22 protein-coding genes are annotated in these 24,309 nt (G+C 73.1%); 1 reads left to right on the top strand and 21 read right to left on the bottom strand.

Translation table 11 applies throughout. The features are described 5' to 3' along the window. Positions 1-55 precede the first annotated feature (55 nt). Entirely contained in the window at positions 56-1,234 is a 1,179-nt protein-coding gene (locus IEZ05_RS34120) for an acyltransferase family protein (protein WP_189234197.1), read from the top strand. A gap of 102 nt (positions 1,235-1,336) precedes the next feature. Here IEZ05_RS34120 and IEZ05_RS34115 read toward each other — a convergent pair whose 3' ends face one another. The 21 genes from IEZ05_RS34115 to IEZ05_RS34015 all read right to left on the bottom strand — a co-directional run bounded on the left by IEZ05_RS34115 (position 1,337) and on the right by IEZ05_RS34015 (position 24,234). After that, positions 1,337-1,930, bottom strand: a complete 594-nt coding sequence (locus tag IEZ05_RS34115) for a dTDP-4-dehydrorhamnose 3,5-epimerase family protein (RefSeq protein WP_189234196.1) — start codon at positions 1,928-1,930, stop codon at positions 1,337-1,339. A gap of 99 nt (positions 1,931-2,029) precedes the next feature. After that, on the bottom strand, positions 2,030-3,505 hold the full coding sequence (locus IEZ05_RS34110; RefSeq protein WP_189234195.1) for a DHA2 family efflux MFS transporter permease subunit: 1,476 nt from the start codon (positions 3,503-3,505) through the stop codon (positions 2,030-2,032). Between the two features lie 280 nt (positions 3,506-3,785). Continuing rightward, the gene (locus IEZ05_RS34105) at positions 3,786-4,256 is read right to left on the bottom strand and encodes an ester cyclase (RefSeq protein WP_189234194.1); all 471 of its coding nucleotides are present in this window, start codon (positions 4,254-4,256) and stop codon (positions 3,786-3,788) included. Between the two features lie 139 nt (positions 4,257-4,395). Further along, complete coding sequence (locus tag IEZ05_RS34100; RefSeq protein ID WP_189234193.1) at positions 4,396-4,962, bottom strand: cupin domain-containing protein; 567 nt, start codon at positions 4,960-4,962, stop codon at positions 4,396-4,398. 31 nt (positions 4,963-4,993) lie between these two features. Next, complete coding sequence (locus IEZ05_RS34095) at positions 4,994-6,484, bottom strand: MFS transporter (protein WP_189234192.1); 1,491 nt, start codon at positions 6,482-6,484, stop codon at positions 4,994-4,996. A 69-nt stretch (positions 6,485-6,553) separates the two neighbouring features. Beyond that, on the bottom strand, positions 6,554-7,468 hold the full coding sequence (locus tag IEZ05_RS34090) for a TauD/TfdA family dioxygenase (protein WP_189234191.1): 915 nt from the start codon (positions 7,466-7,468) through the stop codon (positions 6,554-6,556). Continuing rightward, positions 7,465-9,087 (bottom strand): AMP-binding protein, encoded by a 1,623-nt coding sequence (locus IEZ05_RS34085; protein WP_189234190.1) that lies wholly within the window; start codon positions 9,085-9,087, stop codon positions 7,465-7,467. The genes IEZ05_RS34090 and IEZ05_RS34085 overlap by 4 nt, the downstream gene beginning before the upstream one ends. Further along, positions 9,077-9,730 carry a thermostable hemolysin gene (locus IEZ05_RS34080; RefSeq protein ID WP_189234189.1) on the bottom strand — a complete coding sequence of 218 codons (654 nt, stop codon included), beginning with the start codon at positions 9,728-9,730 and terminating at the stop codon, positions 9,077-9,079. Before IEZ05_RS34080 ends, IEZ05_RS34085 begins: the two co-directional genes overlap by 11 nt. Positions 9,731-9,763: 33 nt before the next feature. Next, on the bottom strand, positions 9,764-10,948 hold the full coding sequence (locus IEZ05_RS34075) for an FAD-dependent oxidoreductase (RefSeq protein WP_189234188.1): 1,185 nt from the start codon (positions 10,946-10,948) through the stop codon (positions 9,764-9,766). 34 nt (positions 10,949-10,982) lie between these two features. Next, positions 10,983-11,975 (bottom strand): aldo/keto reductase, encoded by a 993-nt coding sequence (locus IEZ05_RS34070; protein WP_189234187.1) that lies wholly within the window; start codon positions 11,973-11,975, stop codon positions 10,983-10,985. Positions 11,976-12,119: 144 nt separating this feature from the next. Then, a complete protein-coding gene (locus IEZ05_RS34065) occupies positions 12,120-12,983 on the bottom strand; it encodes an ester cyclase (RefSeq protein ID WP_189234186.1) in 864 nt (287 codons plus the stop codon). Between the two features lie 65 nt (positions 12,984-13,048). Next, complete coding sequence (locus tag IEZ05_RS34060; RefSeq protein ID WP_189234185.1) at positions 13,049-14,170, bottom strand: 3-oxoacyl-ACP synthase III family protein; 1,122 nt, start codon at positions 14,168-14,170, stop codon at positions 13,049-13,051. 452 nt (positions 14,171-14,622) lie between these two features. After that, positions 14,623-16,950: a beta-ketoacyl-[acyl-carrier-protein] synthase family protein gene (locus IEZ05_RS34055; RefSeq protein ID WP_229869977.1), complete on the bottom strand. Its 2,328-nt coding sequence runs from the start codon at positions 16,948-16,950 to the stop codon at positions 14,623-14,625. A 26-nt stretch (positions 16,951-16,976) separates the two neighbouring features. Beyond that, positions 16,977-18,266, bottom strand: coding sequence for a beta-ketoacyl-[acyl-carrier-protein] synthase family protein (locus IEZ05_RS34050; RefSeq protein ID WP_189234183.1), 1,290 nt, complete (start codon positions 18,264-18,266; stop codon positions 16,977-16,979). Next, entirely contained in the window at positions 18,263-18,682 is a 420-nt protein-coding gene (locus IEZ05_RS34045; protein ID WP_189234182.1) for a 3-hydroxyacyl-ACP dehydratase FabZ family protein, read from the bottom strand. Before IEZ05_RS34045 ends, IEZ05_RS34050 begins: the two co-directional genes overlap by 4 nt. After that, positions 18,679-19,956, bottom strand: a complete 1,278-nt coding sequence (locus IEZ05_RS34040; protein ID WP_189234181.1) for a beta-ketoacyl-[acyl-carrier-protein] synthase family protein — start codon at positions 19,954-19,956, stop codon at positions 18,679-18,681. Before IEZ05_RS34040 ends, IEZ05_RS34045 begins: the two co-directional genes overlap by 4 nt. Next, the gene (locus IEZ05_RS34035; protein WP_189234180.1) at positions 19,953-20,405 is read right to left on the bottom strand and encodes a hotdog family protein; all 453 of its coding nucleotides are present in this window, start codon (positions 20,403-20,405) and stop codon (positions 19,953-19,955) included. The genes IEZ05_RS34040 and IEZ05_RS34035 overlap by 4 nt, the downstream gene beginning before the upstream one ends. 33 nt (positions 20,406-20,438) lie before the next feature. Continuing rightward, complete coding sequence (locus tag IEZ05_RS34030) at positions 20,439-21,206, bottom strand: SDR family NAD(P)-dependent oxidoreductase (RefSeq protein WP_189234179.1); 768 nt, start codon at positions 21,204-21,206, stop codon at positions 20,439-20,441. A 114-nt stretch (positions 21,207-21,320) separates the two neighbouring features. Continuing rightward, positions 21,321-21,743 carry an acyl carrier protein gene (locus IEZ05_RS34025; protein WP_189234178.1) on the bottom strand — a complete coding sequence of 141 codons (423 nt, stop codon included), beginning with the start codon at positions 21,741-21,743 and terminating at the stop codon, positions 21,321-21,323. A 156-nt stretch (positions 21,744-21,899) separates the two neighbouring features. Further along, positions 21,900-22,871 carry an ACP S-malonyltransferase gene (fabD, locus tag IEZ05_RS34020; protein WP_189234177.1) on the bottom strand — a complete coding sequence of 324 codons (972 nt, stop codon included), beginning with the start codon at positions 22,869-22,871 and terminating at the stop codon, positions 21,900-21,902. A 166-nt stretch (positions 22,872-23,037) separates the two neighbouring features. Beyond that, complete coding sequence (locus IEZ05_RS34015) at positions 23,038-24,234, bottom strand: FAD-dependent monooxygenase (RefSeq protein WP_189234176.1); 1,197 nt, start codon at positions 24,232-24,234, stop codon at positions 23,038-23,040. Positions 24,235-24,309 lie beyond the last annotated feature (75 nt).

Below are 24,309 nucleotides of genomic sequence, written 5' to 3'. Positions count from 1 at the left end.
GTGAGCAAGCACCAGTCCCCTCCCCCGTCCCCCCTTTCTGTGAGAACGGACCCCCATGGCCACTGACCAGGTACTGACCGGCCCGGCGCCGGCCGGCGCGCGCGGCACCAGCGCCGCCGCGCCCCCGCGCCCCGCGCCGTCCCGGCTGCCGTCCCTGACCGGCCTGCGGTTCCTCGCCGCACTGGCCGTCTTCGCCCACCACGCGTTCCTGCCGATACCGCCGCTGCGGCTGCTGGCCGACGACGCCACGGAATTCCGCCTGTACCGCTGGTTCAACCAGGCCGGCGGGCTCGGCGTGTCGTTCTTCTTCGTCCTGAGCGGCTTCGTGCTGACCTGGTCGGCACGAAGCGACGACACCACGACCTCGTTCTGGCGGCGCCGGTTCGTCAAGATCTACCCCGTGTACGTGGTGGCCTGGGCGCTGGCGATGGGGCTGTTCGCCGCCCCGGCCACCTCCGACGGCGTCGCCGTCGCCAACCTGTTCATGGTGCACGTGTGGGTGCCCGAGTACTTCACCAACTTCAGTGTGGACTCCCCCAGCTGGTCGCTGGGCGTGGAGGCGTTCTTCTACCTGTGCTTCCCGCTGCTGCTGCGGCTGTTCCAGCGCATCGACCCGGCGCACCTGAAGTACTGGATCGCCGGGGGCATCGCCGCGGTGTGGGCCACGCCCGCGCTGGCCTACGGGTTGTTCTCGAAGAGCGAGCTGGTGCCCAGCGGCCAGGACCTGTCGGTGTCGCAGTACTGGTTCAGCTATGTGCTGCCCCCGGTGCGGATGGCCGACTTCGCCCTCGGCATCCTCGTGGCGCTCGCGGTGCGGCACGGCCGCTGGCGCAACATCGGCATGGTGTGGTCCGCCGTCCTGCTGGCCGGCGGCTACTGGCTGACGTTCCACGTGCCCTACCTCTACGGGCAGCGCGCCGCGATGATCGTGCCGATCGTGCTGCTGATCGCGGCCGCGGCGAGCGCGGACGTCGAGGGCCGCTTCACCCTGTTCCGCAACCGCGCGATGGTCAGGCTGGGCGAGATCTCCTTCGCCTTCTACCTGCTGCACTACATCGCGCTGTCCTGGCTGCGCAAGGAACTGGGCACGCAGATGTACTCGACACCGGCGGGCCTGGCGATGCTGGCCGGCACGGTGGTGGCCACGGTGGTGGCGTCATGGGTGCTGTACGCGCTGGTCGAGTCCCCGCTGGTGCGGCGGTTCGGGCGGGCGCGGCCCGCGGCGAAGTCCTGAGCGCACCAGGTCCCGCCCCGGGGGCACGGCCACACGGCCGTGCCCCCGGCGGCATGCCGGGGGCACGGTGGCGGGCCGGGCGGGTGGCGGCCCGGGTCCGGGTCAGGGCGTGCGGTAGGAGGCCTTCGCCTGCTCGTAGGTGGGCAGCAGGCCCTGGCGTACCGCTTCGGCGAGCGTGGGGGCGTCGGTGTCCTTCTGGGACCTGATGAACGGCTCCCGCGTGTTCCAGTCGATGCCGATGTCGGGGTCGAGGGCCTGGATGTCCACCATCGTGCCGGGCACGTACTCCTCGGAGCACAGGTAGTTCATGCAGGTGTCGTCGGTCAGCGCCAGGAAGGCGTGCCCCAGGCCGTCCGCCAGGTAGACGCCGATGCCGGAGCCGGCTTCCTGGAGGGTGGTGTCGAACATGCCGAAGGTGGGCGAGCCGACCCTGAGGTCGACGACGACGTCCAGTGCGGCGCCGCGCACGCAGGTCACCAGCTTGGCCTGGCCCGGCGGCAGCGTCGTGCCGTGGATGCCGCGCAGCGTGTTGCGCCGGGACACCGAGTAGTTGACCTGCTTGACGGTGAAGGTCTGCCCGCTGGCCGCGGTCAGCTCGCTCGACCGCCACGCTTCGAAGAAGTATCCGCGGTTGTCCGGCAGGGATGACGGGATGATCCTGAAGGCGTCTTGGACCTTCATCTCCTCGATGGCCATGGGCTCCTCGGTCCGTATCTGGGCGGCCTGTCTGACGGGGTGTGCACAGGGACGCGCGCCCGGTGGGTCCGGGCGCGCGCCAGGTGGTGAGGGGTTGGTTCAGCGCACCGCGGCCGGGGAGGCCTCCTTGCCGGTGGCGGGTGCGGGGGCCGGGTCGCCGGCCGCCGGGGCGGCGGGGGCTGCGCGCCGGCCGGGGACGACCAGCATGGCGGCGGTGGCCAGGGCCACCCCGGCGGCGCCCACCCACATGGCGGGGACCAGGCCGTCGACGAAGTTCTGCGGCGAGGCGTAGCCGCCGTTGGCGCTGAAGATGGAGGCCAGCAGGGCGACGCCGAAGGCCGCGCCGAGCTCGCGGGTGGCGGCCGTGACACCGGAGGCGATGCCCTGCTCGTGTTCGGCGACCGAGCCCATGGTGAGGTTCATCAGCGGCGCGTAGAACAGGGCCATGCCCGCGCCGCAGACCATCAGGGAGGGCAGCTGCGCGGCGTAGGAGACGTCCGGTTCGAGGATCAGCGCCCAGTAGGCCATGCCGGCGGTCATCATGGCCAGGCCGAGGGTGACGACGGGTTTGCCGCCGATGCGGTCGGAGATCATGCCGCCGAGCGGTGCGACCACCATGGGCATGGCGGTCCAGGCCAGCAGCCGTACGCCGGCGTCCATCGCGCTGTAGCCCTGGATGTTCTGCAGGAACTGGGTCATCAGGAAGATGGCGCCGAACATGCCGACCGACATGAGTACGCCGGCCAGGTTGATGCCGGTGAAGGCCCGGTTGCGGAACATGCGCATGGGCACCATGGGCCGCTCGGTGGTGTTCTCCCAGACAACGAACGCGGCCATGACGGCCGTGCCGCCGATCAGGGAGCCGAGCACCAGGGGCGAGGTCCAGCCCTCCTCGTGGCCCTTGACCAGGCCGAGGACGATGCCGAACAGGCCGATGCCGGACAGCACGGTGCCCACCGCGTCCAGGCGGGAGTCGGTGATCCGGCTCTCGCCGAGCTTGCGGAACGCCAGCGGGGCCAGGGCCAGGCCGATGGGCACGTTGAGCCAGAAGATCCACTGCCAGGACAGGTGCTCGACGACGGCGCCGCCGACGAGCGGTCCGGCGGCGATCGACAGGCCGTTGATCGCGCCCCAGATGCCGAGGGCGGAGCCGCGTTTCTCGGGCGGGACGGCGACGGTCAGCAAGGTGACCGACAGCGGCATGATGATGGCCGCTCCGGCGCCCTGCACGGCGCGGGCGGCGATGAGTTCGCCGACCCCCGGTGCCAGGGCGGCGGCCGCGGACGCCGCGGTGAACAGCAGCAGGCCCAGGCCGAAGACGCGGCGCCGGCCGAAGCGGTCGCCGAGGGCGGCACCGAACATCATCAGCACCGCGAAGGACAGGGTGTAGGCGTTGACCGTCCACTCGAGGTCGCTCAGGCTTCCGCCGAGTTCGTCCTTGATGGTGGGCAGCGCCGTGATGATCACGAGGTTGTCCAGGCCCGCCATGAAGGAGGCGAGGCCGGTGACGAGGATGGCCCAGAGGACCGTCCCCTTCGTTCCTCCGCCCGGGGATGGGGGGTTGGCGGTGCTCATCCGAGCATCCTTTCTGGAGGCGGACTGTGCGTCAGGGCGTCGCCGGCACCTGGTCCGGCGGGCCGCAGCACGCACGACAGCACGGCCGGCAGCTCCGGCCGCCGCGGTCGACGCTAGGCACGGGCGCTCGACTTTCCCTGGAGTCCGGCCGGTCCCGTATTCGCTTGTCCGCGCGCCCGGCGAACACCCGTACCGGGGTGGCCGGGACGGCGGCGCGGCCGGGCCCCCTGCCGGGGAGGCGGCAGGGGGCCCGGCCGGTAAGGCGGGGCGGAGAGGGGTCTCAGGCGAGCTGGCGCTGGAAGGTGGCGACGTCGAAGTAGAGGGTCTCGTCGATCAGCACGTCACCGTCGAAGTGGAAGATCACGCAGACCGGGGCGTCGATGGACTTGCCCCGGTTGGGGATGTCCCGCCAGTCGGCTTCCTGCTTGCCGCGGGCCTGCGCCTCCAGGATCACCGCGGTGGGCGTGTGGTGCACGGCGTGCAGGTCGTGCTCCAGGTTCGGGAACGCCTTCTGCATGTCGTCGAAGTAGCCCTTGCGGATGGCCGCGTCGCCGACCAGCGGGCCCTCCTCGAAGGCCTGGACGCGGTAGACCGGGCCGCGCGGGAAGGTGGCGAACACGCCGTCGATGTCCCACTGGGTCTCGGCGATCGTGTGGGCGATGACGACCGCCTCGCGCCGGGCGCGCAGGTCGGCGTCGGGCTGCGGGAGATCCGCGCCCGGGAGGGTGAATCCGTGCTCGTCGCTGGCCATGTCGCAAAGTCCTCCACGCGTGCGGCGGTTGGGGTCGTCGCCGACGCTACGGCCGTCTCCTCGCCTGTCTCTCGCGCGGCGCTCGAGAACCGGCCGACCTGGCAGGAAGCCGGGCGGCCGGATGCCGGGCGGCCGGGTGTCAGGCGGCCGGCTGGCTCGTGCGGACCTGGGGCGGGCGGTAGGTGGGCCGGTAGCCCATCGCCACCGACAGCGGGGCCAGCGCCGTGCACAGGGCCACGTCCAGCAGGTGGGGGCGGCCGGTGACCACGCGGTACTCGTCGCGGAAGCCGAGCACGAGCAGCGGCATCTGCAGGAAGGGTGTGCCGTCGGGGCGCAGCCGGCCCTCGTTGGTCAGGCCCCACAGGGTCTCGAAGACCTTCTCGGTGCGGTAGGCGGGGGTGGTGCGCCAGTTGATCCGGGCGCGTTCGGGGCCGGGGTTCCACAGGGAGTGCGGGGTGTTCGGCGGGATGTAGAACTCGTCGCCGGCGCCGTATTCGCGCAGGTCGCCGTCGAGGAGCAGGTTGATCCTGCCGCTGGTGACCTGCATCCGCTCGGTCTGCTTGGGGTGGTAGTGCACAGGCGGCTGGAGGGAGGCGGGCGAGTAGTCCGCCTCGACCTCGACGTAGGCGCCGTTGGTGTCGGCGGCCGTGGCCAGGAAGGTGAGGCGGTCCTCGCCGAGGTGCAGGACGTCTCCGGGGCGTGCCATGAGGGGGTCTCCCGTCGGTCGGTGGGGGGGGTCAGGCGGCCTGTGGTGTGCGTGCGGTGTGGGCGGTGCGGCGGCGGGGCATGCCGGCGGCGGCGTTGATCAGGTTGAGGACGGCGATGCCGAGGGTGATCCAGAAGCCCAGGTGCAGTCCGTCGAGCCAGGCCGCGGCCGGTGCGGTGCCGTGGGACAGGTGTGCGGTGGTCCGGCTCAGGGCGCTGGTGGCGACGGTGGCCAGGCCCAGCGAGGCGCCGATCTGGAAGGCGGAGACGAGGACGCCGGAGGCGATGCCCTGCTGGTGTGCGGGGATGGCGGAGACGCCGTGCACGTTGACGGGGATGCCGCAGCACTGCATGGCCGCGCCGAGGACGAGCAGGGCGGGCAGCACGTGGGGCAGGTAGTGGCCGTGCTGGGGGGCGGCGGTGAGCAGCAGCAGGCCGAGGACGGAGCCGGCGGCGCCGGCGAGGTAGACCGGGCGCGGGCCGAGGCGGTGCATGACGCGGGTGGCCGGGGCGGTGACGGCGATGGCGGCCAGGCCCAGCGGCAGGAAGGCGAAGCCGGACTTCAGGGTGGAGTAGCCGAGGGTGCGCTGCAGGTAGTAGCTGCACAGGAAGAGCACGGCGGCCTGTACGGCGCTGGTCAGGACGCGGCCGGTGGCGGCGGTGGTCAGGGAGCGGGTGGCGAACATCCGCATCGGCATCAGCGGGTCGGCGGCGCGCAGTTCGACCAGGGTGAACGTGGTGAGCAGGGCCGCGGCGGCCAGCGCCGGTGCGATCACGTAGGCGGTGGAGTGCAGGCCGTGTTCCTGGATGTTGACCAGGGCGTACACCAGTGCGGCCAGGCCGGAGGTGACGGTGAGCGCGCCGAGGATGTCGGGCCGTGTGCCGGTGGTGGTCTGTTCGTGGCGGCCGGAGGTGAGGAGCAGGACGCCGGTGACGGCGAGGAGGCCGAAGGGGAGGTTGAGGTAGAAGATCCAGCGCCAGCTGAGGCTGTCGGTGATCAGGCCGCCCGCGACGACGCCGAGGGTGCCGCCGAGTCCGGCGAGCGCGGCCCACACGGCGAGCGCGGTGGTGCGTTCCCTGCCGTGCGGGAAGACGGTGGTGACCAGGGACATCGCGGCCGGGGACAGGAACGCGGCGCCGCATCCCTGCAGGGCGCGGGCGGTGATGAGCGTGCCGGGGCCGTCGGCGAGTGCGCACAGCAGGGACGCGGCGGTGAACAGGGCGGCGCCGAGCAGGAAGGTCGGCTTGCGTCCCCAGCGGTCGGCGGTGCGTCCGCCGAGCAGCATCAGGCCGCCGAAGCAGAGGATGTAGCCGGTCAGGAACCATTCGGTGGCCGTGGCGCTCGCCGCGAGGTCGGTCTGGATGGCGGGCAGGGCGAGGTTCACGACGGTGGTGTCCAGGAGCACCATGAACTGGGCCAGCGCGACGAACACGAGCAGCCGCCAGCGCCGCGGGTCGGGCGGGTCGCCCTGGTGGGGGGTGGTGGCGGCGCCGGTGGGGGGCGCGGGGTGTTCGGTGTCCATGGGCGTCCTCTCAGGGGGCCCGCCGCCCGCCGCACCGGGGGCGGGCCCTCGCGCGTGGGGGTGCGCGGTTCAGGCGGCGACGGCGGGGACCTGGATGTAGCTCAGGGCGTTGTAGATGGTGCGGTCGGCGTCGGTGATGGCGCGCCGGCCGTGCATGACGCGGGTGTTGTCGATGACGGCGATGTCCCCGTCCTGCCAGTCGAGGTTCTCCGTCAGCGCGGCGGTCACCGCCTCCACCTCGGTGAGCAGCTGCGGGGCCAGTTCGGTGCCGTCCGCGAAGGTGATCGTCGGCTTCTCGTAGTTGAAGGAGGGGCCGAGGATGCTGTTGGCGAAGGAGGGGCGCTCGCCGAAGACGGTGGTGCCGGCGGCCGGGGTGGTGAAGGAGTAGCGCACTCCGCCGTCGGCCTCGGGGACGATGTCGGTGCCCTCGAGGCGGCCGGCCAGTGCGAGGAGTTCGGTGACGTCGATGTCCTCGGCGGGCTTGGTGCCGCCGAGGAGGTGGTGGGCCATGGCACGCCACTGGGGTTCGGCGACGTAGCGGCTGTAGACGATGTCCTGGGCGGCGAACGCCTCGCGGGCGGCGGGTGAGAGGGCCTCCCAGACCCGGTAGCCGTCGCAGACGGTGGTCTGGGAGCCGGAGGAGGCGGCCTTCTCGCAGAAGAACCAGGCCAGGTGGGAGCGGAAGGGGCTGTTGCCGTTCTCGGTGTGCAGGCCGACCTCGTCGAAGCCGGCGTCGACCTTCTGGGCGACCTCGGAGTAGAAGTCGCGGGCCGGGTCGAGGGTGGTGGAGGTGGAGGTGTTCTGCACCAGTGCGGTGAACGCCGCCATGTCGGTGTCGAAGCCGCGCAGCAGCAGGAAGCCGGCCTCGGCGAGGAGGGCGAGGAGGTGCTCGTGGTCGATGTCCGCCGGGGCGGTGCCGCCTGCGGGTCGGACGAGGAGGCCGCTGCCGGTGCCGTAGGGGGTCGTCGTGACGGCGGTGCTCATGCTGTCTCCTTGATCTGGGTGGGTGGGGTGGCCGCCGGGCGGCCCGTCAGGACGTGGGAGCGGACGGCGTCGCGGCGCGGGCGGCCGGTGACGGTGAACAGGCGCGCGTAGTCGGGGTCGTCGGCGGACATCAGGTGGATGACGGCGGCGCGTTCGATGTCGGACAGGCGGGTGCGGCCGAACTCCTCGATGCGCCGGCGGGCGCTGTGGTGGTCGAGTCCGGTCTCGACGACGAACAGGCCGTGGACCTCGGGCAGTCCTTCGGCGATGACGGCGGCCTCCCGCAGGAAGCCGAGTTCGCGGTAGCGGGCCTCGACCCACTCGGGTGAGAGGTTGCGTCCGCCGGCGGTGATGACGAGGTTCTTGCGGCGTCCGGTGATGCGCAGGTAGCCGTCGTCGTCGAGGGTGGCCAGGTCGCCGGTGTGCAGCCATCCGGCGGGGTCGACGGCGACGCTGGAGGGGTCTTCGCGGGTGTAGCCGGCGAACAGGGAGGTGCTGCGGATGAGGAGTTCGCCGTCGTCGTCGATGCGTGCCTCGACGTGGTCGAGCGGGCGGCCGACGGTGCCGAAGCGGACTTCGCCGGGCACGTTCCAGGAGACCACCGAGGAGTTCTCGCTCAGTCCGTATCCCTCGTGCACGGTGATGCCGTGGGCGTGCAGGCGCTGAAGGACTTCGGCGGGTACGGGGGCGCCGCCGCAGGCGATGAAGACGGGGCCCGGGTGGCCGAAGATCCGCTCGTGCCGGGCGGTGGTGTCCTCGTCGGGCCGTTCGTCGCACAGGGCGAGGAAGAGGCCGGCCACGGTGGGCGGGACGACCAGGGCGGTGGGCCGGGCCTGGCGCAGCAGGGTGAGCATGCGGGGGGCGGCGTCGGCGGCGGTGCCCACGAGGGCGGTGTCCGGCGGCAGGAAGGTCACCGAGCCGCCCGCGAGGAAGGGCATGTACAGGCCGGCGACCTGTTCGATGAGCAGGCTGAGCGGCACGATCGACAGGTAGCGCTCGAATATGGCGGTGCCGGTGCGCGAGCGCAGCGAGGTCAGCAGGGCGTCCAGGCCGTGCCGGCGGATCTTGACGCCCTTGGGGGCGGAGGTCGTGCCGGAGGTGTGGATGACCTTGACGACGGCGTCCTCGGCGGTGGCTGTGCGGTCCGGGGGGCCGGGCGGGGCCTGGGTGAGGAGGGCCGGCAGGTCGAGGGGGGTGACGGTGCAGTGGGCGCCCAGCACGGCCGTGCCGCTGTCGCGGCGCCAGCGTTCGAGGGCGCGGTGGCCGCCGGTGTCGACCAGGCACCAGTCGGCGTCGTGGAGGAGGGAGGCGGCCTGCTGGGCGGTGAAGGCGGTGGGGACCGGGATTTCCACGGCGGGGGCGAACAGCAGGGCGAGGTCGGCCACGACCCATTCGGGCGAGTTGTCGGCGAGCAGGCCGACGCGGGCCGGCCTGCCGTGCTCGCGGGTGAAGGCGCGCAGCCGGCCGGCCAGGGCGAGGGCGGCGCCGATGAGCTGGCGGTAGGTCCACTCGGTGGGCCGGCCGCCGTCGGGGGGCAGGACGCGCACCATGACGGCGTCGCTGCCGGCGCGTTCCAGCAGGCCCGTGGTCAGCGAGAGGGGTGTGGTGTCAGGCCGCATGGGCCAGTCCCCTTCGTCCGGGGCCGTTGCGGACCAGCCGCATGTCGACCGACTCGAAGCAGTACCGGCCGATCGCGGCGAGCAGCAGGGTGCTCTGGGCGGCCGCCTCGGCCCATCCGACGACGGGCCGGGTGTCGTAGTAGGAGCCCCAGGCGGCCGCTTCCTCGGGGGTGAGGCGGTCGGGGGTGGCTTCGCCCAGGGGGTGGAAGACCACGCCGAGGCGCTGCATCAGCAGGGACAGCCGGCTGGTCATCGTCATGACCGCGTAGGGGCGGCCGAGGCAGGCCATGACCAGGGGGATCGCCTTGATGATCTCGCCGCCGGCGCTGGCCCGGACGGAGGCGATGTTGCCGATCTGCAGGATCTGCCTGCGGGAGACCTCGTCGCCGGTGGCCGCGGCGATGACCTGTTCGACGGGGTGGTCGAGGTAGGTCTCCAGCAGGACCTCGCCGCCTTCGGGGAAGGTCAGGCCGGCGCAGGCGAGGGCGGCCTCGGTGCCGTCGCCGTTGTCCTCGAAGTAGGCCAGGAAGGCATCGGGGTCGGGCCGTACGCTGGCGTGGTACTTCTGGGCGAACACGGTCTGGACGAGGTCGGCGCAGACCGTCCAGTCCGGGGTGCCGCGCTCGGACAGTGTGATTCTCATGGTGGTACACACCCCCTGGGTGGACGGGGGAACTCAGCCGGCGGTCACGGCGGTGCGGCGCGCCACGGGCAGGGCTCGCACGGCGAGTTCCGCGGCCTTCAGGCCGCTGAGGATCGAGGTCTCGGCGAGGATGCCGGGGGCGGCGACGCTGTCCCCGATGAGGTAGACGCCGTCGCCGCGGTCGACGGCGGGGCGGTCCCGCCAGGTCGTGCCGGGCAGGTCGAGTGCGCCGGTGCGGTGGCGGGAGATGCCCTCGCGGCGCCACAGCAGCCGCTCGCGCCAGCCCGGTGTCGTCAGGTCGTAGAGCTTTTCCAGCCGTTCGAGGGCGCCGGCCTTGTTCTCGCCGGGCCGCAGCGGCATGGCGCCCTGGAAGAGGGCCTCGCCCTGGGGGGCGAGGGAGGGGTCGTGGTCGGAGTACTGGGAGGTGAAGCCGCCCTCGTCCATGTCGAAGGAGACGTTGCCGTCCTTCTTGGAACGGGTGACGGCCATGTCGAGCAGGGCGGCGGTGCCGCTGGGCCAGTCCAGGGTGGGCTCGCCGAGCAGGCCGCGGGCGGCGGCCAGCGAGGTCGCCACGATCACCGGCCCGTCGGTGGGCAGTTCGGTCAGGCGCGAGTTCGTCTCGATGGTGACGCCGTGCCGGCGTGCGACGCGGGCCATGCGGTCGACCAGCGTGCCCCAGCCGCCGATGAAGTAGCGGCTGGGCAGGGGGAACTTGGGGGTGCCGACGCGCAGCAGCCGTTCCCACACGAACGCGGCCGACAGCCGGCCCGGGTCGCCGTCGAAGAGGATGGGGCCGAGGAAGCCGAGGGCCTCGCCGACGGTCTCCTCGGGGAAGTGCTCGCTCGCCCAGTCCTGGAAGGAGCGGTCGACGGGCACCGGCCGGTCGCGGTTGAGGAGCGTCATGCGCATGTAGCCGGGCGGCAGGGTCATGCGCAGCCGGCCCCGGTGACGGAAACGCATCCGGGTCCACTCGTGGAAGGACAGCCGCACGTAGTGGCCGGCCACGCCGCGCTGGATGAGCCACTGCCAGGCGTCGCCGTTGTTCATGATGGTGTGCGGGCCGTCGTTGGTGACGTAGGGTCCGTCCGCCGAGCGGGCGCGGCCTCCCAGGTGGGAGTGGGCCTCGTGCAGGCTGACGCGGGCGCCCTGCTCGGCGGCGGCGATCGCCGCGGTCAGCCCGGCCAGCCCGCCGCCGATGATGGTGATGTTGGTGGGCATTGTGCTCTTCACTCGCCTTCGCGTGCGCGGGCGTTCAGCGGTTGAGGGTGGCCATGGCGCCGGCCGGGTAGCGGTCGCCGGCGGCGACGCCGTGGGGGGCGATCTCGTCGAGGGCCGCGAGGTCGTCCGCGCTCAGGCTCACGCCGGAGGCGGCGGTGTTCTCCTCGAGGTAGGTCACGCGCTTGGTGCCGGGGATGGCCACGACGTCGTCGCCCTGGGCGAGGACCCAGGCCAGCGCCAGCTGGCCGGTGGTGATGTTCTTGGCGGCGGCCAGGGCCTCGAGGCGCTCGACGACGTGGAGGTTGGCCTCGAGGTTGTCCGCCTGGAAGCGGGGCACGATCCGCCGGAAGTCGTTCTCGGCCAGGTGGTCGAGGCTGCGGATGCGGCCGGTGAGCAGGCCGCGCCCGAGCGGGCTGTAGGCGACGAAGCCGATGCCCAGGTCGCGGCAGGCGGCCAGGACGCCGTTGGCCTCCACGTCGCGGGTGGCCAGCGAGTACTCCGTCTGCACGGCGGTCAGCGGGTGCACGGCGTGGGCGCGGCGGATGGTGGCCGCGGAGGCCTCGCAGATGCCGAGGTGGCGCACCTTGCCGGCGGTGACCAGGTCGGCGAGGGCGCCGAAGGTCTCCTCGACGGGGACGTCGGGGTCGACGCGGTGGAGGTAGTACAGGTCGATCCGGTCGGTGCCCAGCCGGCGCAGGCTGCCCTCGATGCAGGCCCTGATGTAGTCGGGGCGGCCGTTGACGCGGCCGGTGATGGCTCCCTGGGGGGAGACCTCGTTGCCGGCCTTGGAGGAGACGGTCACCTCGTCGCGCCGCCCGGCGATGATCCGGGCGACGAACTCCTCGTTGGTGTGCGGGCCGTAGAAGTCGGCGGTGTCCAGCAGGGTGATGCCGAGGTCGAGTGCCCGGTGGGCGGTGCGCAGGGCCTCGGCGTCGTCCGCCTGGCCGTAGGCGAAGGTCATGCCCATGCATCCGAGTCCCTGCTCGGACACCACCAGTCCCTGGCCGCCGAGTTTTCGTTGCCGCATCGATCGGTTCCTTCCCCGGACAGATATTGCTCTAGCAGTGATATGGAAATTAGCAGTGGCAGATCCAATGCGGGTCCAGTGGTGCCGGAGGACCGGTGGAGTGCCGGCGGAGCACGGCTCGCGGTGAGGTGGGGGCCGTGCGGGTCAGGAGCGCACGATCTCGCCGGTGACGGAGGTCCACACGTGCTGCTGCTCGGTGCGCCCTTCGGCGAGGGTTGCCCACGGGTCGGTGCCGAACACCGCCACCGCCTCGGCGCGCAGCCAGACGTCGAAGGCGTCCTGCGAGTCGCGCAGGCGGCGTGCGGCGGCCGCCGGGTCGCGGGACTCGATCTGGACCACGACGACCTGCCGGCCGTCCAGTTCCTGGGCGGCGAAGGACTCGCGCTGGATGCCGGCCCGGGCGCGCGAGGCCTCGTAGGCGCGCAGCCTGGGGCCGGCGAGCTCGGCCTGCGCTTCGGCCCAGCGTTCGGCCCGCTCCTCGGGCAGGGGCAGCAGCAGTGAGGCGGGCCGGGCGGTCCTGCGCGCGGAGGCGCGGGCGGAGGAGCGGGCGGCGGGGGCGAGCCGGCGCATGCCGAGGACCTCCAGCATGTTGGACTCCACGCCGATGCCCCAGCGCTCGGCAATCAAGCCGTTCTCCAGCAGGCGCCACACCACGACGCCCTGGAACTCGATGTAGCGGCCGGTCGGTGCGATGCCGAGGAAGTCGCCGAGGTGGGTGCCGCGCCAGGTGTTGTGGATGACCACGTGGTCGGCGTGGGCGCTCATGTCCTCGATGGTCACGTGCAGGTCGGGGAATCCCTCGCGCAGACCGGCGATGGTGTACTTCACGCCCTCCGGGCCCTCGGGGGCGCCGGGCAGCGGCTGGTGGTCGATCATGTCCGGGCTGTAGATCTCGTCGACGAGGGAGAAGTCGCCCTTGTTGACGAACTCGTCGAAGACCGAGCGGATCGTCCTCTTGTTCCGCTCCTCCACGCTCTCGCCGGTGAGCACCGTCGTTGGAGTCGACACGTTCCGTCCTTCGGGTCAGCGCCCCTGGCGGGGCGGTGGTTGGGGCAGCAATGGCGGGTGCGGGCTCACCGGCCGGGGAAGGGGGCTTCCCAGGTCAGGGTGAGACCCGCGTACAGGTAGCGGCTGGCCTCGATGGCCAGGAGCAGCACGGTGTGGCCGGGCCGGATCCGTCCCTCGGCCCAGCCGGCGTCCAGGGCGAGCGGTACCGCCGCGGAGCCGGTGGCGCCGACGTCGGTGAGGTTCTCCACGATGGTCTTGCTGAGCAGGGCCTGGTCGGGGCCGGACAGTCCGGCCGTGCCGTACTCGCTGGCGAAGTACTCGGCGTTGCCCTCGGGCAGCACGCACGCGTCGATGTCCGCGAGGGTGAGGCCGGAGCGGTCCAGCATGTCGTGGATGCCCTCGACGAACACGCGGGGCCCGAAGGAGGCGGTGCCGGGGATGTCGAGCCGGATGTCCATCAGGCGCTTGCGGCGCTGCTGTTCGGCCAGGGGGGCGTCGGTGCCGCCGCCGACGATGAGCATGCCGGGCTTGCGGGTGCCGCCCATGGAGCGGGTGGCGAACACCTGCCGGCTGCCCTCGTGGGCGGAGCCGGCCTCGCCCGCGCGCAGCACCATGGCGCCCGCGCCGTCGCCGAAGGTGTAGACGGTGAGCCGGTCCCGCATCCGCACGCTGTGCGGGTCCTTGCCGAGGAAGACCGGTGCGAGCAGCGGGGAGACGGCCTCGGCGCCGATCACCAGGGCGGTGCGGTAGGTGCCGTCGGCGAGCTGGCGGCGGGCGATGTCCAGTGCCTGGACGGCGCCGACGCAGCCGGCCCGCACCTCGATCACCGCGCAGCTCTCCAGGCCGAGCTGCTCCTGGACGTAGGTGCCGGCGACGGGCAGCAGGTAGTCGGGGCTCGCGGTGGACATCACGATCAGGTCGATCTCCGACGCCTCGACGCCGGCCCGGGCGAGGGCCTGGCGGGCCGCGGCGGTGGCCATCTGCGAGGTGCTGACGCGGTGTTCGCCGGTGGCCGGGTCGATCATCCAGTGCCGGCGGCGGACCTGGATGCCCTCCAGCACGTCGTCGGGCAGCGGGCCGCACAGCCGGGCGAGGGCGTCGTTGTCCAGCGGGTCGCCCGGCAGGTAGCCGCCCGTGGCGAGGATCGACACGTGGCGGTCGGTGGGAGAGGGGGCGGCAGAAGGCATGGTCAGTTCTCCGTTGCGGGACGCGTGGTCGGATCGCCGTAGCGGGGCGGGGCGGTGCCGGTCCCCGGGGGGCGGAGGACGGGGCCGGTGCTCCCCCGCCGGGACCGTTCCCGGGGCGGGAGGCGGCCTCGGCCTTTCGCCGCGGGGCGGTGCCGGTGGGTGGGGGCGGGGCGTTCGGCTGTTCTGCGCCGCCGGGCGTGGCGGCCGGTTCTCCGCTGCCGGGACGGGGTGGGTTGTCGGGGGCGGCAGGCGGCTTCCGCCTTGCGAGGGGGTGCCGGTTGCCGCAGGGGCGGGAGGCGGGGTTGTTCGCTACCGCCGCTAGGGCGTGGCGGCCGGTGCTCCCCCGCCGGGGCCGGGGCCCGTTCTCGGTGGGGCGGGTCCGGTGCTCCCGGGTGGGGGCGGGTCGGTTGTCGGGGGCGGGAGGCGGGCGGTTTGCCGCGCCGGGGGTGGGGTCAGTCGGTGGTGGGGCGCAGGACGAGGCTGATGTGGGTGCCGCCGAGGGAGGAGCTGTTGACGAGTACGGGGCCCAGGTCCAGGCCGCGGGTCCATCCGGTCACCGCGAGCACGGCGGACAGCTGGGCGCCGGCGCCGACGGGTTCGCCGACGATGTGCTTGGGGGTGTGGACGGGCAGGTCGGGCCGGCCGGCCAGCCGGTCGGTGGCCAGTGCCTCGGGGGCGTCCACCCGCTTGAGGCCGGCCGCGTTGGCCCACACCCCGGCCAGGTCCCCGGCGCTCACCCCGGCGTGGTCCAGGGCCTGGCGCATGGCGCGCTCCAGGCCCTCGCCCTGCGGGTCCCAGCGGCCGATGCCCTGGGCGTCGCAGGCGGTGCCGTGCCCGGCGATCTCCCCCCACACCCGGGCGCCGCGTGCCCGTGCGGTCGACTCCCGCTCCAGGACGAGGGTGATGCCGGCCTCGGCGAGGGTGTAGCCGGGGTCGTCGAACAGCGGCAGGCGCCGGTAGGCGTCGAGCACGCCGGGCGACAGGTCCTCCACCGCGGGGCACAGCACCGCGTCCGCCCGGTGCTGGAGCAGCAGGTCGTGGGCGACGGTCAGCGCGGAGGCGCCGGCCGCGTGGCCGGTGGTCACCGTGGAGGTGGGGCCCTTGGCGCCGACGTGCATGGCCACCTGGCCGGCGGCGGCGTTGAAGACGGTGTTCGGGAAGATCGCCGGGCTGCCGTGGGCGGGGCAGCCGGCGAGGACCGGCAGCAGGAACTCCTCGATGCTGCGCATCGGGCCGAGTCCGGTGCCCAGCACCACGCCGACCCGTTCGTCGGCGGTGCGTCCGGCGTGTTCCAGGGCGGCGCGGCTGGTGGCGACGGCGAGCTGGCCGAGGCGGTCCATGCGGCGCCGGTCGCGGGGGCTGATGTGGGTGTCGGGGTCGAAGCGGGCGCGGGCGACGCGCAGGCCGTCCTCCTCCTCCCCCAGGGCCCGGCCCTCGCCGAAGGCCTGCCACAGCGTGTCGGTGCCCTCGCCCGCCGCCGTGACCGCGGCGAACCCGGTGATCACGACCTTGTCGGGGGCGGGGCGGCCGGTGGCGGCGGGGCGCCGGCGGGCGGGATCGCCGAAGGCGACGCAGGCGTTGGCGCCGGCGAAGGCGAAGTTGTTGGTCAGGGCGGTGGCGAGGTCCATGGCGCGTGCCGCGCCTGGCACCGCGTCCAGGCCGCACTTGGGGTCGGCGCCGGTGAAGTTCGCGGTGGGCGGGGCGGTCTGCTCCACCAGGGCCTGCACGGTGAGGATGGCCTCCACCGCGCCGGCCGCGCCCAGCAGGTGCCCGACCATCGACTTGGAGCTGCTGAGCGCCGTCTTCTCGGCGGCGTCGCCGAGCGCGGCCCGTACGGCGTTGGACTCCGCCGAGTCGTTCTTGGGGGTGCCGGTGCCGTGGCCGTTGATGTAGCCGACGTCCTCGGGTGCGAGGCCGGCGGCCTGGAGCGCGGAGCGGATGGCGCGGGCGGCGCCCTCGCCCTCGGGATGGGGGGCGGTGGCGTGGTAGCCGTCGGCGGACAGGCCGTAGCCGAGGACCTCGGCGAGGACGGGGGCGCCGGCGGCGCGGGCCACCGACTCCTCGGCCAGTACCAGCATGCCGGCGCCCTCGCCCAGGGAGAGGCCGTCGCGGTCCTTGGAGTAGGGCGCGGCGGGTTTGGCGGACAGCGACTGGAGGCTGGTGAAGCCGGCGAACGCGGTCTCGGTGAAGGCGTCGCTGCCGCCGACCAGCATCGCGTCGGCGCGTCCGGCGGCGATCGATTCCAGGGCGTGGGCGATGGCGTGGGCGCCGGAGGCGCAGGCGGTGTTGACGGACAGGCAGGGGCCCTTGAGCGAGAACGCGCCGCTGAGTGCCTCGGCGATGGCCTGCGGCGGCACCAGCAGGTAGTGCCGGCCGTCGGGTGCGTCCGAGTGGCCGGCGCGGGTGCGGCGTACGAGTTGTTCGGCGCTGCGCAGGCCGCCGTTGCAGGAGCCGAAGGCCACGCCCCAGCGTTCGGCCGGTACCTGGTGAAGGCCCGCCTGGCGCAGTGCCTCCTCGGCGGCGACGAGCGCGAAGTCCACGGCGGGTTCGCGTGTGCGTCCGTCGAAGGCGGCGAGGTAGTCGTAGGCGGGCAGGCGGCTGTCGCGGACCTCGCCGCCGATCGTGGTGCCGTAGCCGTCCATCGGCAGCTGCTGCACGGGGGTGATGGCCGCCTTGCCCGCCTTCACGCCCTCCCACAGCGCGGTGACCGTGTCACCGTGGGCCGTCACGGCTCCCACGCCGCAGACCACGACCCTGCGCCGAGCGCTGTGATCGCTCATGTCCGCGCTCCTTTCGGGTATTTCCGTCATGACGTGCGCTCCAGGGCGATGGCCACGGCTTGTCCTTCCAGGCCGCGGGCGAGGGCCAGCGCGTTGTGGGGCCGGGTCTCGCGCGGGGTGAGCGGGACGTAGTCCAGGTCGCAGTCGGCCGCGGGGTGGTGCAGGTTCTGGGTGGCCGGGACGATGCCGGAGTCCAGGGTGAGGGCCGCCACCGCCGCGTTGAGGGCGCCTGCGCCGCCGACCAGGTGTCCGGTCTGCGGTTTGACGCTGCTGATCTGTGCCGACTTGGCGGCCGTGCCGAGCGCGTCGTGCAGGGCGACGGTCTCGCTGGCGTCGCCCTGGACGGTGGCGCAGCCGTGGGCGGCGATGTAGCTGCCGTCGGGGAAGGCGCTGCCGGCGTCGGTCAGGGCGCGGCCGATGGCGTGGGCCAGGCCGCGGGCGCGGGGCTGGGGGCTGGGGGGGCGTACGCAGTCGTTGCCGGAGCCGAAGCCGGTGATCTCGGCGTAGCAGTGGGCGCCGCGGGCCAGGGCGTGTTCGCGTTCCTCCAGGACGAGCAGGGCCGCTCCTTCGCCGAAGACGGAGCCGCTGCGGTCGCGGTCGAAGGGGCGGAAGGCCTCGGCGCCGCGGTCGGTGTGGGGGCTCAGGACGCCCAGTCCGTCCATCTTGGACATCGCCCACCAGCCGGTGGCGTCGTCGTAGCCGCCGGCCACCACGACGTCGGCCTCGCCGCGCCGTACGGTGCGCATGGCCCGGCCGATGGCCATGGCGCCGGAGTCGGCGGTGCCGGCGAAGTAGGCGTTGGCGCCGCGGATGCCGAACTTCTCGGAGATGTGGAAGGCGGCCGCGGGCTGGAGTCCTTCGACGAAGAACAGCGGGGCGACGACCGAGCGGGCGGTTCGGCCCAGCTTGCGCAGGTCGGGGGTGCCGTCCGGGGAGCGCACGGCCTGGAGCTGGTCGATCAGCTCGTCCATGCGGGGCATTTCCTTGTTGCTGCCCAGGAACAGGCCCGTGCGGTGGCCGTGGTCGCCGTCGTGGTCGAGTCCGGCGTCGCGCAGGGCGAGGGTGGCGCCGGCGAGGGCGAGCTGGTCGCTGCGGCACAGCATGCGCAGGGTGCGCCGGCCGGCCCACTGGGCGGGGTCGAAGTCGTGGATCTCGGCGCCGATGCGGGTGCGCAGGGGGGTGGGGTCGTAGGAGCGCAGGGGTGCGATGCCGGTGCGGCCGGCGAGCAGGTTGTGCCAGGTGGGGGCGGCGCCCTGTCCGATGGCGGTCATCAGGCCGATGCCGGTGACCATCACGCGTCGCCTGTCGTCGCTCATGAGGTGCCCTCCCGGGGCTCGTCGTCGCGCGCGAGGACCAGGGCGCGCGCGGTGGCGACCACCCGGTCCGCGACGCGGGCGGCGGCCCGTACCTCGGTGGTGTCCTTGGTCGTCGCGGTCACGTCGACGCTGATGTGGACCTGGTCGCCGGGTGCGACGAAGTGCTTGAAGCGCACGCCCCTGACGGACACCAGGCGCCAGTGGGTTGCGCCGTCGGCGGTGGTGCGGGCGAGGGCGGCCATGCTCTCCAGCAGCAGCACGCCCGGCAGGATCGGGTGGCGGGGGAAGTGGTGGTCGAAGACGGGCAGGGTGGCGGGCACGTTGCGCACGGCCACCGCCCGGCGGCCCGGTTCCCATTCCAGCAGCCGGTCCAGGCCGGCCGGCAGGGTCGGGGGAAGGATGGTCGGGGTGGTCATGCGTCCTCCCGCACGGCGCCCACGACGATGCTGGTGTTGCTGCCGCCGAAGGCGAACGCGTTGATCAGGACCGCGTCGACGGGCATGGGGCGCGCGGTGTGCGGCACGTAGTCCAGGTCGAGACCGCGGTCGGGGCGGTCCAGGTTGGTGGTGGGCGGCACCAGCGAGTGGCGCATCGCGCCGATCGCGGCGAGTACGCCCAGGCCCAGGCTGGCCGAGGTCAGGTGCCCGGCCATGGACTTGGGGGCGCTGACGACCAGGCGCTGGGCGTCGGCGCCGAACACCTTCTTGATGGCGACGGTCTCGGAGCGGTCGTTGCCGTGGGTGCTGGTGCCGTGGGCGACGACGTAGTCGATGTCGCCGGTACTCAGGCCGGAGTCGGCGAGGGCGCCTTCCATGGCCTGGATCGCGCCGGAGCCGTCGGGCGGCGAGTCGGTGATGCGCCAGGCGTTGAGGGTGGAGCCGTAGCCGAGGACCTCGGCCAGGACGGTGGCGCCGCGGGCGCGGGCGGTGTCCATGTTCTCCAGGACGACGGCGACGGCGCCCTCGCCGACGACGAAGCCGGAACGGTCCGCGTCGAAGGGGCGTGAGGCGTGTTCGGGATCGTCGTTGTGGCGGTCGGTCAGGGCGCCCAGGAGGCTGAAGCCGAGGACGTCCAGCCAGGTGGTCAGCGAGTCGTAGCCGCCGGCGACCATGACCTGGGCGTCGCCTTCCTGGATGGCGCGGAAGGCCTCGCCGATGGCGTGCCCGGAGCCGGAGCAGGCGGTGCTGATGCCCATCATCGGTCCGGTGGCGCCGATCATGCGGCTCATCGCGGCCAGCGGGACGTTCTGGTCGTCGGTCAGGGTGACGCCCGGCGGCCGGCACACGAAGGCCTCGGGGTTGCCGGTGGTGGCGCGCAGCCGGCCGATGTCCAGCAGGACCTGCAGGTCGGGCCGGCCGACGCTGGCGCCCATGGCGACGCCGCGTTCGCCGGGGCCGTAGACGTCCTCGGGAAGGGTGTCGAGGCCGGCCTTGCGGACCGCTTCCCAGGCGGCGGCGACGCCGAACTGGCCGACGCGGGAGAGGTGTTTGCGGCCGACCTTGGCGGGGATGGCGGTGGCCGGGTCGAAGTCCTCGACCATGGCGGCGATGTGCACGGGGAAGCCGTCGGTGTCGAAGGTGGTCAGCCGGCCCACGCCGTTGCGTCCGGTGGCCAGGCCCTCCCAGGTGGTGTCGGCGTCGTTGCCCAGCGGGGTGACCGCGCCCACCGCGGTGATCGCTACGCGTGTCATCCCACCGGCCCTCCGCCCTGCAGCTGATGTGCCATGCGCCGGGTGGCGGCCGGGTCGTCGAGGCGTTCGGCGTCGATGAGGGCGCACAGGATGCCCTGGGCGCTCAGTACGGTTTCGCCGCCCGCGCTCACGGTGCCGTCCAAAATGGCGGCCTCCTCGGTCATGGACTCGATCGTGGCGTGCATGTGGAGTACGTCGCCGGGTGCCACGGCCCGGTGCTGGGTGGCCTCGCCGACCGCGAGGAGCGCTGCGCGCAGCCGGTGGTCGGTGCTGATCATGATCAGCCAGGTCGCCGCCTGGCACAGGGCCTCCAGGGCCAGTCCGAAGGGCAGGGCGGGGCCCTGCCCGGTGGCCTGCCAGTAGGTCTCGTCGGCGGCGGTGACCTTGCGGGCCCTGATGTGCTCGCCCGGTGCCAGCGTCTCGATCCTGTCGATCAGATGGAATCGCATCGTCTTCTTTCGCCCTTGTCTGCGTGGCGGCGGTCAGGGACGGCCAACGCCGAGCTGGGCGGTGAAGCCGCCGTCGACGGTGAGCAGTTCGCCGGTGATGTAGCCGGAGTCGGGGCCGGCGAGGAAGACGGCGGCGGCGGCGACCTGTTCGGTGGTGGCGAACCGGCGCAGCGGGATCTGCCGTTTGATGCTCTTGCCGCCGTCGCGCTGGAAGACCTCCTCGACCAGTTCGGTCGGGGTGAACCCGGCCAGTACCGCGTTGACCCGTACGCCGAAGCGGGCGAGTTCGACGGCGGCGCAGCGGGTGAAGGAGTTGAGGGCGCCCTTGGAGGCGGAGTAGTTGGACTGGCCGATCCAGCCGCGTTCGCCCATGGCGGAGGAGACGTTGACGACCGTGGCCTCGCCCTGGGCCATGAACTGTTCCATGACGGCGTGCGTGCAGTGGTAGGCGCCGCCGAAGTTGACCTTCATGACGTCGAGCCAGGCGTCGGGGGGTGAGTCGTAGATCAGTCCGTCGTCGCTGACGCCGGCGTTGTTGACGAGGATGTTCAGGGGGCCGAGCCGTTCGGTGGCCTCGGCGGCCAGGCGCTGCGCCTGTAGAGGGTCGGCGACGTCGGCGCCGATCGCGACGGCCCGGCCGCCCGCCGCCTCGATCTCCTTGACCACCGCGAGCGCGTCGTCCTGGCGGGAGCGGTAGTTGACTGCGACGGCCGCCCCCTGCTCGGCCAGGGCCAGGGCGATGGCCCGGCCGATGCCGCGCGAGGCACCGGTGACCAGGGCGGTGCGGTCCTTCAGCTTCATCTGTCTCTTCCCGTTTCTGCTGCGAGAGGGGCGGCCTGTGGTGTGCGGGGCGGCCGGGCCGGCCGGTGCCCGGGGCGTCGTCGGCCCGGGCACCGGCCGTGGCGGGGTGGCCGCTCAGGCGTCCTGGGAGGCCCGCGCCCGCTCGGTCAGCAGGTCGGTGAGGTTCTGGACGGTGAACAGGCCCAGGACGCCCTCGGCGGTCAGGGGTTCGGCGAGCTGGCTGCGGTCGAACTGGGGCAGCACGCTCTCCAGGTGGCTCAGGCCGCGGTCGTTGACGACCTCGTTCTCGTCGCCGAACTCCTCGTCGGGGATGCCGCCCTGGAGCAGGTCGGCGATGTCGGAGATGGTGATCTTGACCTTGGTGGCGCGTTCCAGGCGGAACAGGATGTCGAGCAGGTCGATCGACTCGGCTCCGAGCTCGCCGAGCAGGGTGGCCTCGGGGACGGCCTCGGACTCGTCGATGCCCAGGGCGTCGGCGACGGCCGCCTGCACCGCGGACAGGTAGTCGGTCGTGGTGGGAATGAGGGTTTCGGACACCGTTGTTGCCTCTCAGATGGGTTGTTCGCTGGTCACCCGGGCCCCCGGGGGCCGCGGGCCGTCGTGGTCGCTCGCCTCGTGCGGCGCCGCCGCCGGGATGCCGGCCCGCCCGGGGGCGGGGACGGCAGCCGGCCGGTCCTGCGCTGTCGCGGCCGGCTAGGCGGCCACCGCAGTGCCGGCGGACTCCTGGGCGAGATCGCGCAGGAGGGTGGTGATCCGGCGGGCGTCGTTGGTGCTGCGGACCTGGGCGTCGGGGGCGGTGCGCTTGGCGAAGCCGCTCAGCACCCGGCCGGGTCCGGCCTCCAGGTAGCCGTCCACGCCGAGCGCGGCGGCCGTGGCCAGGACGTCCACCCAGCGCACGGGGCCCGCCAGTTGGCGGCGCAGCAGGTCGCGGGCCTGGGCGCCGCCGGTGACTTGGGCGCCGGTCACCGAGCTGATCACCGGCAGCCGGGGGGTGCGGAAGTCGACGCGTTCGAGTTCGGCGGCGAACTCGTCCTCGATGACCCGCATCAGGGAGCAGTGGAAGGGGGCGGAGACCTTCAGCTCGACGGTGCGTTCGGCGCCGGCCTCGCCGGCCAGCCTGATCGCTTCGGCGACCGCGGCGCTCTGCCCGGAGATCACCGTCTGGCCCGCCTCGTTGTAGTTGGCGACCTCCACCACGCCGTGGCCGGCGGCGGCCGTGCAGAGCTCCTCGATCCGGGCGGGAGCCAGTCCCATGACCGCGGCCATCGCGCCGCCGGCCTGCCGGGAGACACCGGCCATCAGCTCGCCGCGGCGGCGGACCAGGCGCAGCGCGTCCCCGGCGTCCAGGACGCCGGCCGCCACGAGGGCGGTGTACTCCCCCAGGCTGTGCCCGGCCACCACGCCGGGCACGAAGCCGGCCTCGACGCGCAGGATCTCGTACACGGCGAGGCTGGTGGCCACGATGGCCGGCTGGGCGATCTCGGTCGCCTCCAGGGCGGACTCCGGTGCGGTGGTGCACAGTTCGCTCAGCGCCAGGCCGGTGGCCTCCTCGGCGCGGGCCAGGACGCGTCCCGCCGTGCGGGGGTGGTCGCGCAGCAGGTGCGCGGCCATGCCGGCGCGTTGCGATCCCTGTCCGGGAAACATGGTGAATCGGTTCTCGCTCATCCCCGCTCCTGCCTCACTGAGTCGTGATCCGGGTCATCGAGCCGTCGGCGAGGGGTTCTCGACCCGGTGAATCTCGCACCCCGCTCTGGCGCATTCCTTGAATGTGTCTCGACTGCGGCTGTGCCGGCCGGGCCGGCCCAGGGTGTCCGGGCCGCCGGCCGGCGGTTCAGGCCGCGTGGCTCTGGCGCGGGCCGGCCCAGCGGGTGCCGTAGGCGACCTGGTCCTTCTCGGCGGCCTGGAACGCCTTGGTGTTCCAGTTCTTGCGCATGAAGGCCTCCCGCGCCCTGATCAGCAGCGGGTTCTCGACCGCGCCCATCTTGCCGATCCACCAGGCCACGCGCTGCAGCGAGGCGGTGCGCCGGCGGCGTTCGTCCTCGTAGCGGCGCAGGGCGGCGACCGGGTCGCTGCCGCCGCGCTCGAGGTGTTCGGCCAGCACGAGGGCGTCCTCGAGTGCCTGGCAGGCGCCCTGGCCGATGTTGAAGGTGATGGGGTGCGCGGCGTCCCCGAGCAGGGTGACGCGGCCCTTGCCCCAGGCCCGTTCGGGTTTGCGGCCCTCGACGTCGCCGCGCAGGATCCACTCCTCGGGGGTGGCGCGCAGGATGTCGGCGACCGGTCCCGCCCATCCCCGGTGTCGGTCGAGCAGCATGTCCCGCACGCCGGTCCCGTCGCGTCCGCCCGGCTTGCCGTTGGCCACGCTCATCCAGTGCACCAGGCCGGGGGCGACGTCGTAGTACGTGAAGCGGGTGCCCGGGCCGAAGACGGCGTTGAAGGTGCCCGGCGGGATGTCGGCGTGCTCCATCGGGGCCCGGCCGCGCCAGGCGATGTAGCCGCTGAAGATGTTCCGGGCGGGTCCGAACAGGTGGTCGCGGACGGCTCCGTGGATGCCGTCGGCGCCGATCAGCAGGTCGCCGCGCTCGCTGCCGCCGTCGGCGAAGCGGACGGTGACGCCGTCGGGGTCCTGGTCGAAGGAGACGACCTGGGCGCCGGTGCGCAGCGGTGAGCCCTCCAGGGCGTCGCGCAGCACGCCGTGCAGGACGGAGCGTTCGACGGCGATGGTCGGTGCGCCGTAGCGCTCGACGAAGTCGCCGACGGGCCAGGCGCCCAGGATGTCGCCGCGCGAGGTGGTGAAGTGGGCGGTGTGCTGGACGGGGGCGACCTCGAGGACCTTGTCGGCCAGGCCCAGGTGGTCCAGGGCGAGGACGCCGTTGGTCCAGATGTGCAGTCCCGCGCCGCCGTCGCGCAGGGAGTCGGCGCGTTCGAGGACGACGGGCTCGAAGCCCTTGCGCTGCAGCGCGAGGGCCGCGGCCAGGCCGCCGATCCCTCCGCCGGCGATGAGTATGCGACGGGCTCGTCCAAAGGCCATGTGTCTCGGTCTCCTCGTGCAGTCCTGGCAAAGAAGTCCCGCGTGAAGTCCCGGACGGGACAGGGGGTTGTCACT

This window comes from Streptomyces flaveolus (assembly GCF_014648815.1).
In the GTDB taxonomy this organism is placed as follows: Bacteria; Actinomycetota; Actinomycetes; order Streptomycetales; family Streptomycetaceae; genus Streptomyces; species Streptomyces flaveolus.
The sequence above is the reverse complement of the archived record's forward strand: the minus strand, read 5'-3'. Positions and strand labels throughout refer to the sequence as shown.

Bases quoted from the DNA above. Each gene is read 5' to 3' on its own strand.
- IEZ05_RS34085 (WP_189234190.1), bottom strand. From the start codon at position 9,087: ATGCGGCCTGACACCACACCCCTCTCGCTGACCACGGGCCTGCTGGAA.
- IEZ05_RS34100 (WP_189234193.1), bottom strand. From the start codon at position 4,962: ATGGCACGCCCCGGAGACGTCCTGCACCTCGGCGAGGACCGCCTCACC.
- IEZ05_RS34115 (WP_189234196.1), bottom strand. From the start codon at position 1,930: ATGGCCATCGAGGAGATGAAGGTCCAAGACGCCTTCAGGATCATCCCG.
- IEZ05_RS34080 (WP_189234189.1), bottom strand. From the start codon at position 9,730: ATGAGAATCACACTGTCCGAGCGCGGCACCCCGGACTGGACGGTCTGC.
- IEZ05_RS34040 (WP_189234181.1), bottom strand. From the start codon at position 19,956: ATGACACGCGTAGCGATCACCGCGGTGGGCGCGGTCACCCCGCTGGGC.
- IEZ05_RS34090 (WP_189234191.1), bottom strand. From the start codon at position 7,468: ATGAGCACCGCCGTCACGACGACCCCCTACGGCACCGGCAGCGGCCTC.
- IEZ05_RS34030 (WP_189234179.1), bottom strand. From the start codon at position 21,206: ATGAAGCTGAAGGACCGCACCGCCCTGGTCACCGGTGCCTCGCGCGGC.
- IEZ05_RS34015 (WP_189234176.1), bottom strand. From the start codon at position 24,234: ATGGCCTTTGGACGAGCCCGTCGCATACTCATCGCCGGCGGAGGGATC.
- IEZ05_RS34035 (WP_189234180.1), bottom strand. From the start codon at position 20,405: ATGCGATTCCATCTGATCGACAGGATCGAGACGCTGGCACCGGGCGAG.
- IEZ05_RS34070 (WP_189234187.1), bottom strand. From the start codon at position 11,975: ATGCGGCAACGAAAACTCGGCGGCCAGGGACTGGTGGTGTCCGAGCAG.
- IEZ05_RS34055 (WP_229869977.1), bottom strand. From the start codon at position 16,950: ATGAGCGATCACAGCGCTCGGCGCAGGGTCGTGGTCTGCGGCGTGGGA.
- IEZ05_RS34120 (WP_189234197.1), top strand. From the start codon at position 56: ATGGCCACTGACCAGGTACTGACCGGCCCGGCGCCGGCCGGCGCGCGC.
- IEZ05_RS34060 (WP_189234185.1), bottom strand. From the start codon at position 14,170: ATGCCTTCTGCCGCCCCCTCTCCCACCGACCGCCACGTGTCGATCCTC.
- fabD (WP_189234177.1), bottom strand. From the start codon at position 22,871: ATGAGCGAGAACCGATTCACCATGTTTCCCGGACAGGGATCGCAACGC.
- IEZ05_RS34110 (WP_189234195.1), bottom strand. From the start codon at position 3,505: ATGAGCACCGCCAACCCCCCATCCCCGGGCGGAGGAACGAAGGGGACG.
- IEZ05_RS34045 (WP_189234182.1), bottom strand. From the start codon at position 18,682: ATGACCACCCCGACCATCCTTCCCCCGACCCTGCCGGCCGGCCTGGAC.
- IEZ05_RS34050 (WP_189234183.1), bottom strand. From the start codon at position 18,266: ATGAGCGACGACAGGCGACGCGTGATGGTCACCGGCATCGGCCTGATG.
- IEZ05_RS34075 (WP_189234188.1), bottom strand. From the start codon at position 10,948: ATGCCCACCAACATCACCATCATCGGCGGCGGGCTGGCCGGGCTGACC.
- IEZ05_RS34095 (WP_189234192.1), bottom strand. From the start codon at position 6,484: ATGGACACCGAACACCCCGCGCCCCCCACCGGCGCCGCCACCACCCCC.
- IEZ05_RS34105 (WP_189234194.1), bottom strand. From the start codon at position 4,256: ATGGCCAGCGACGAGCACGGATTCACCCTCCCGGGCGCGGATCTCCCG.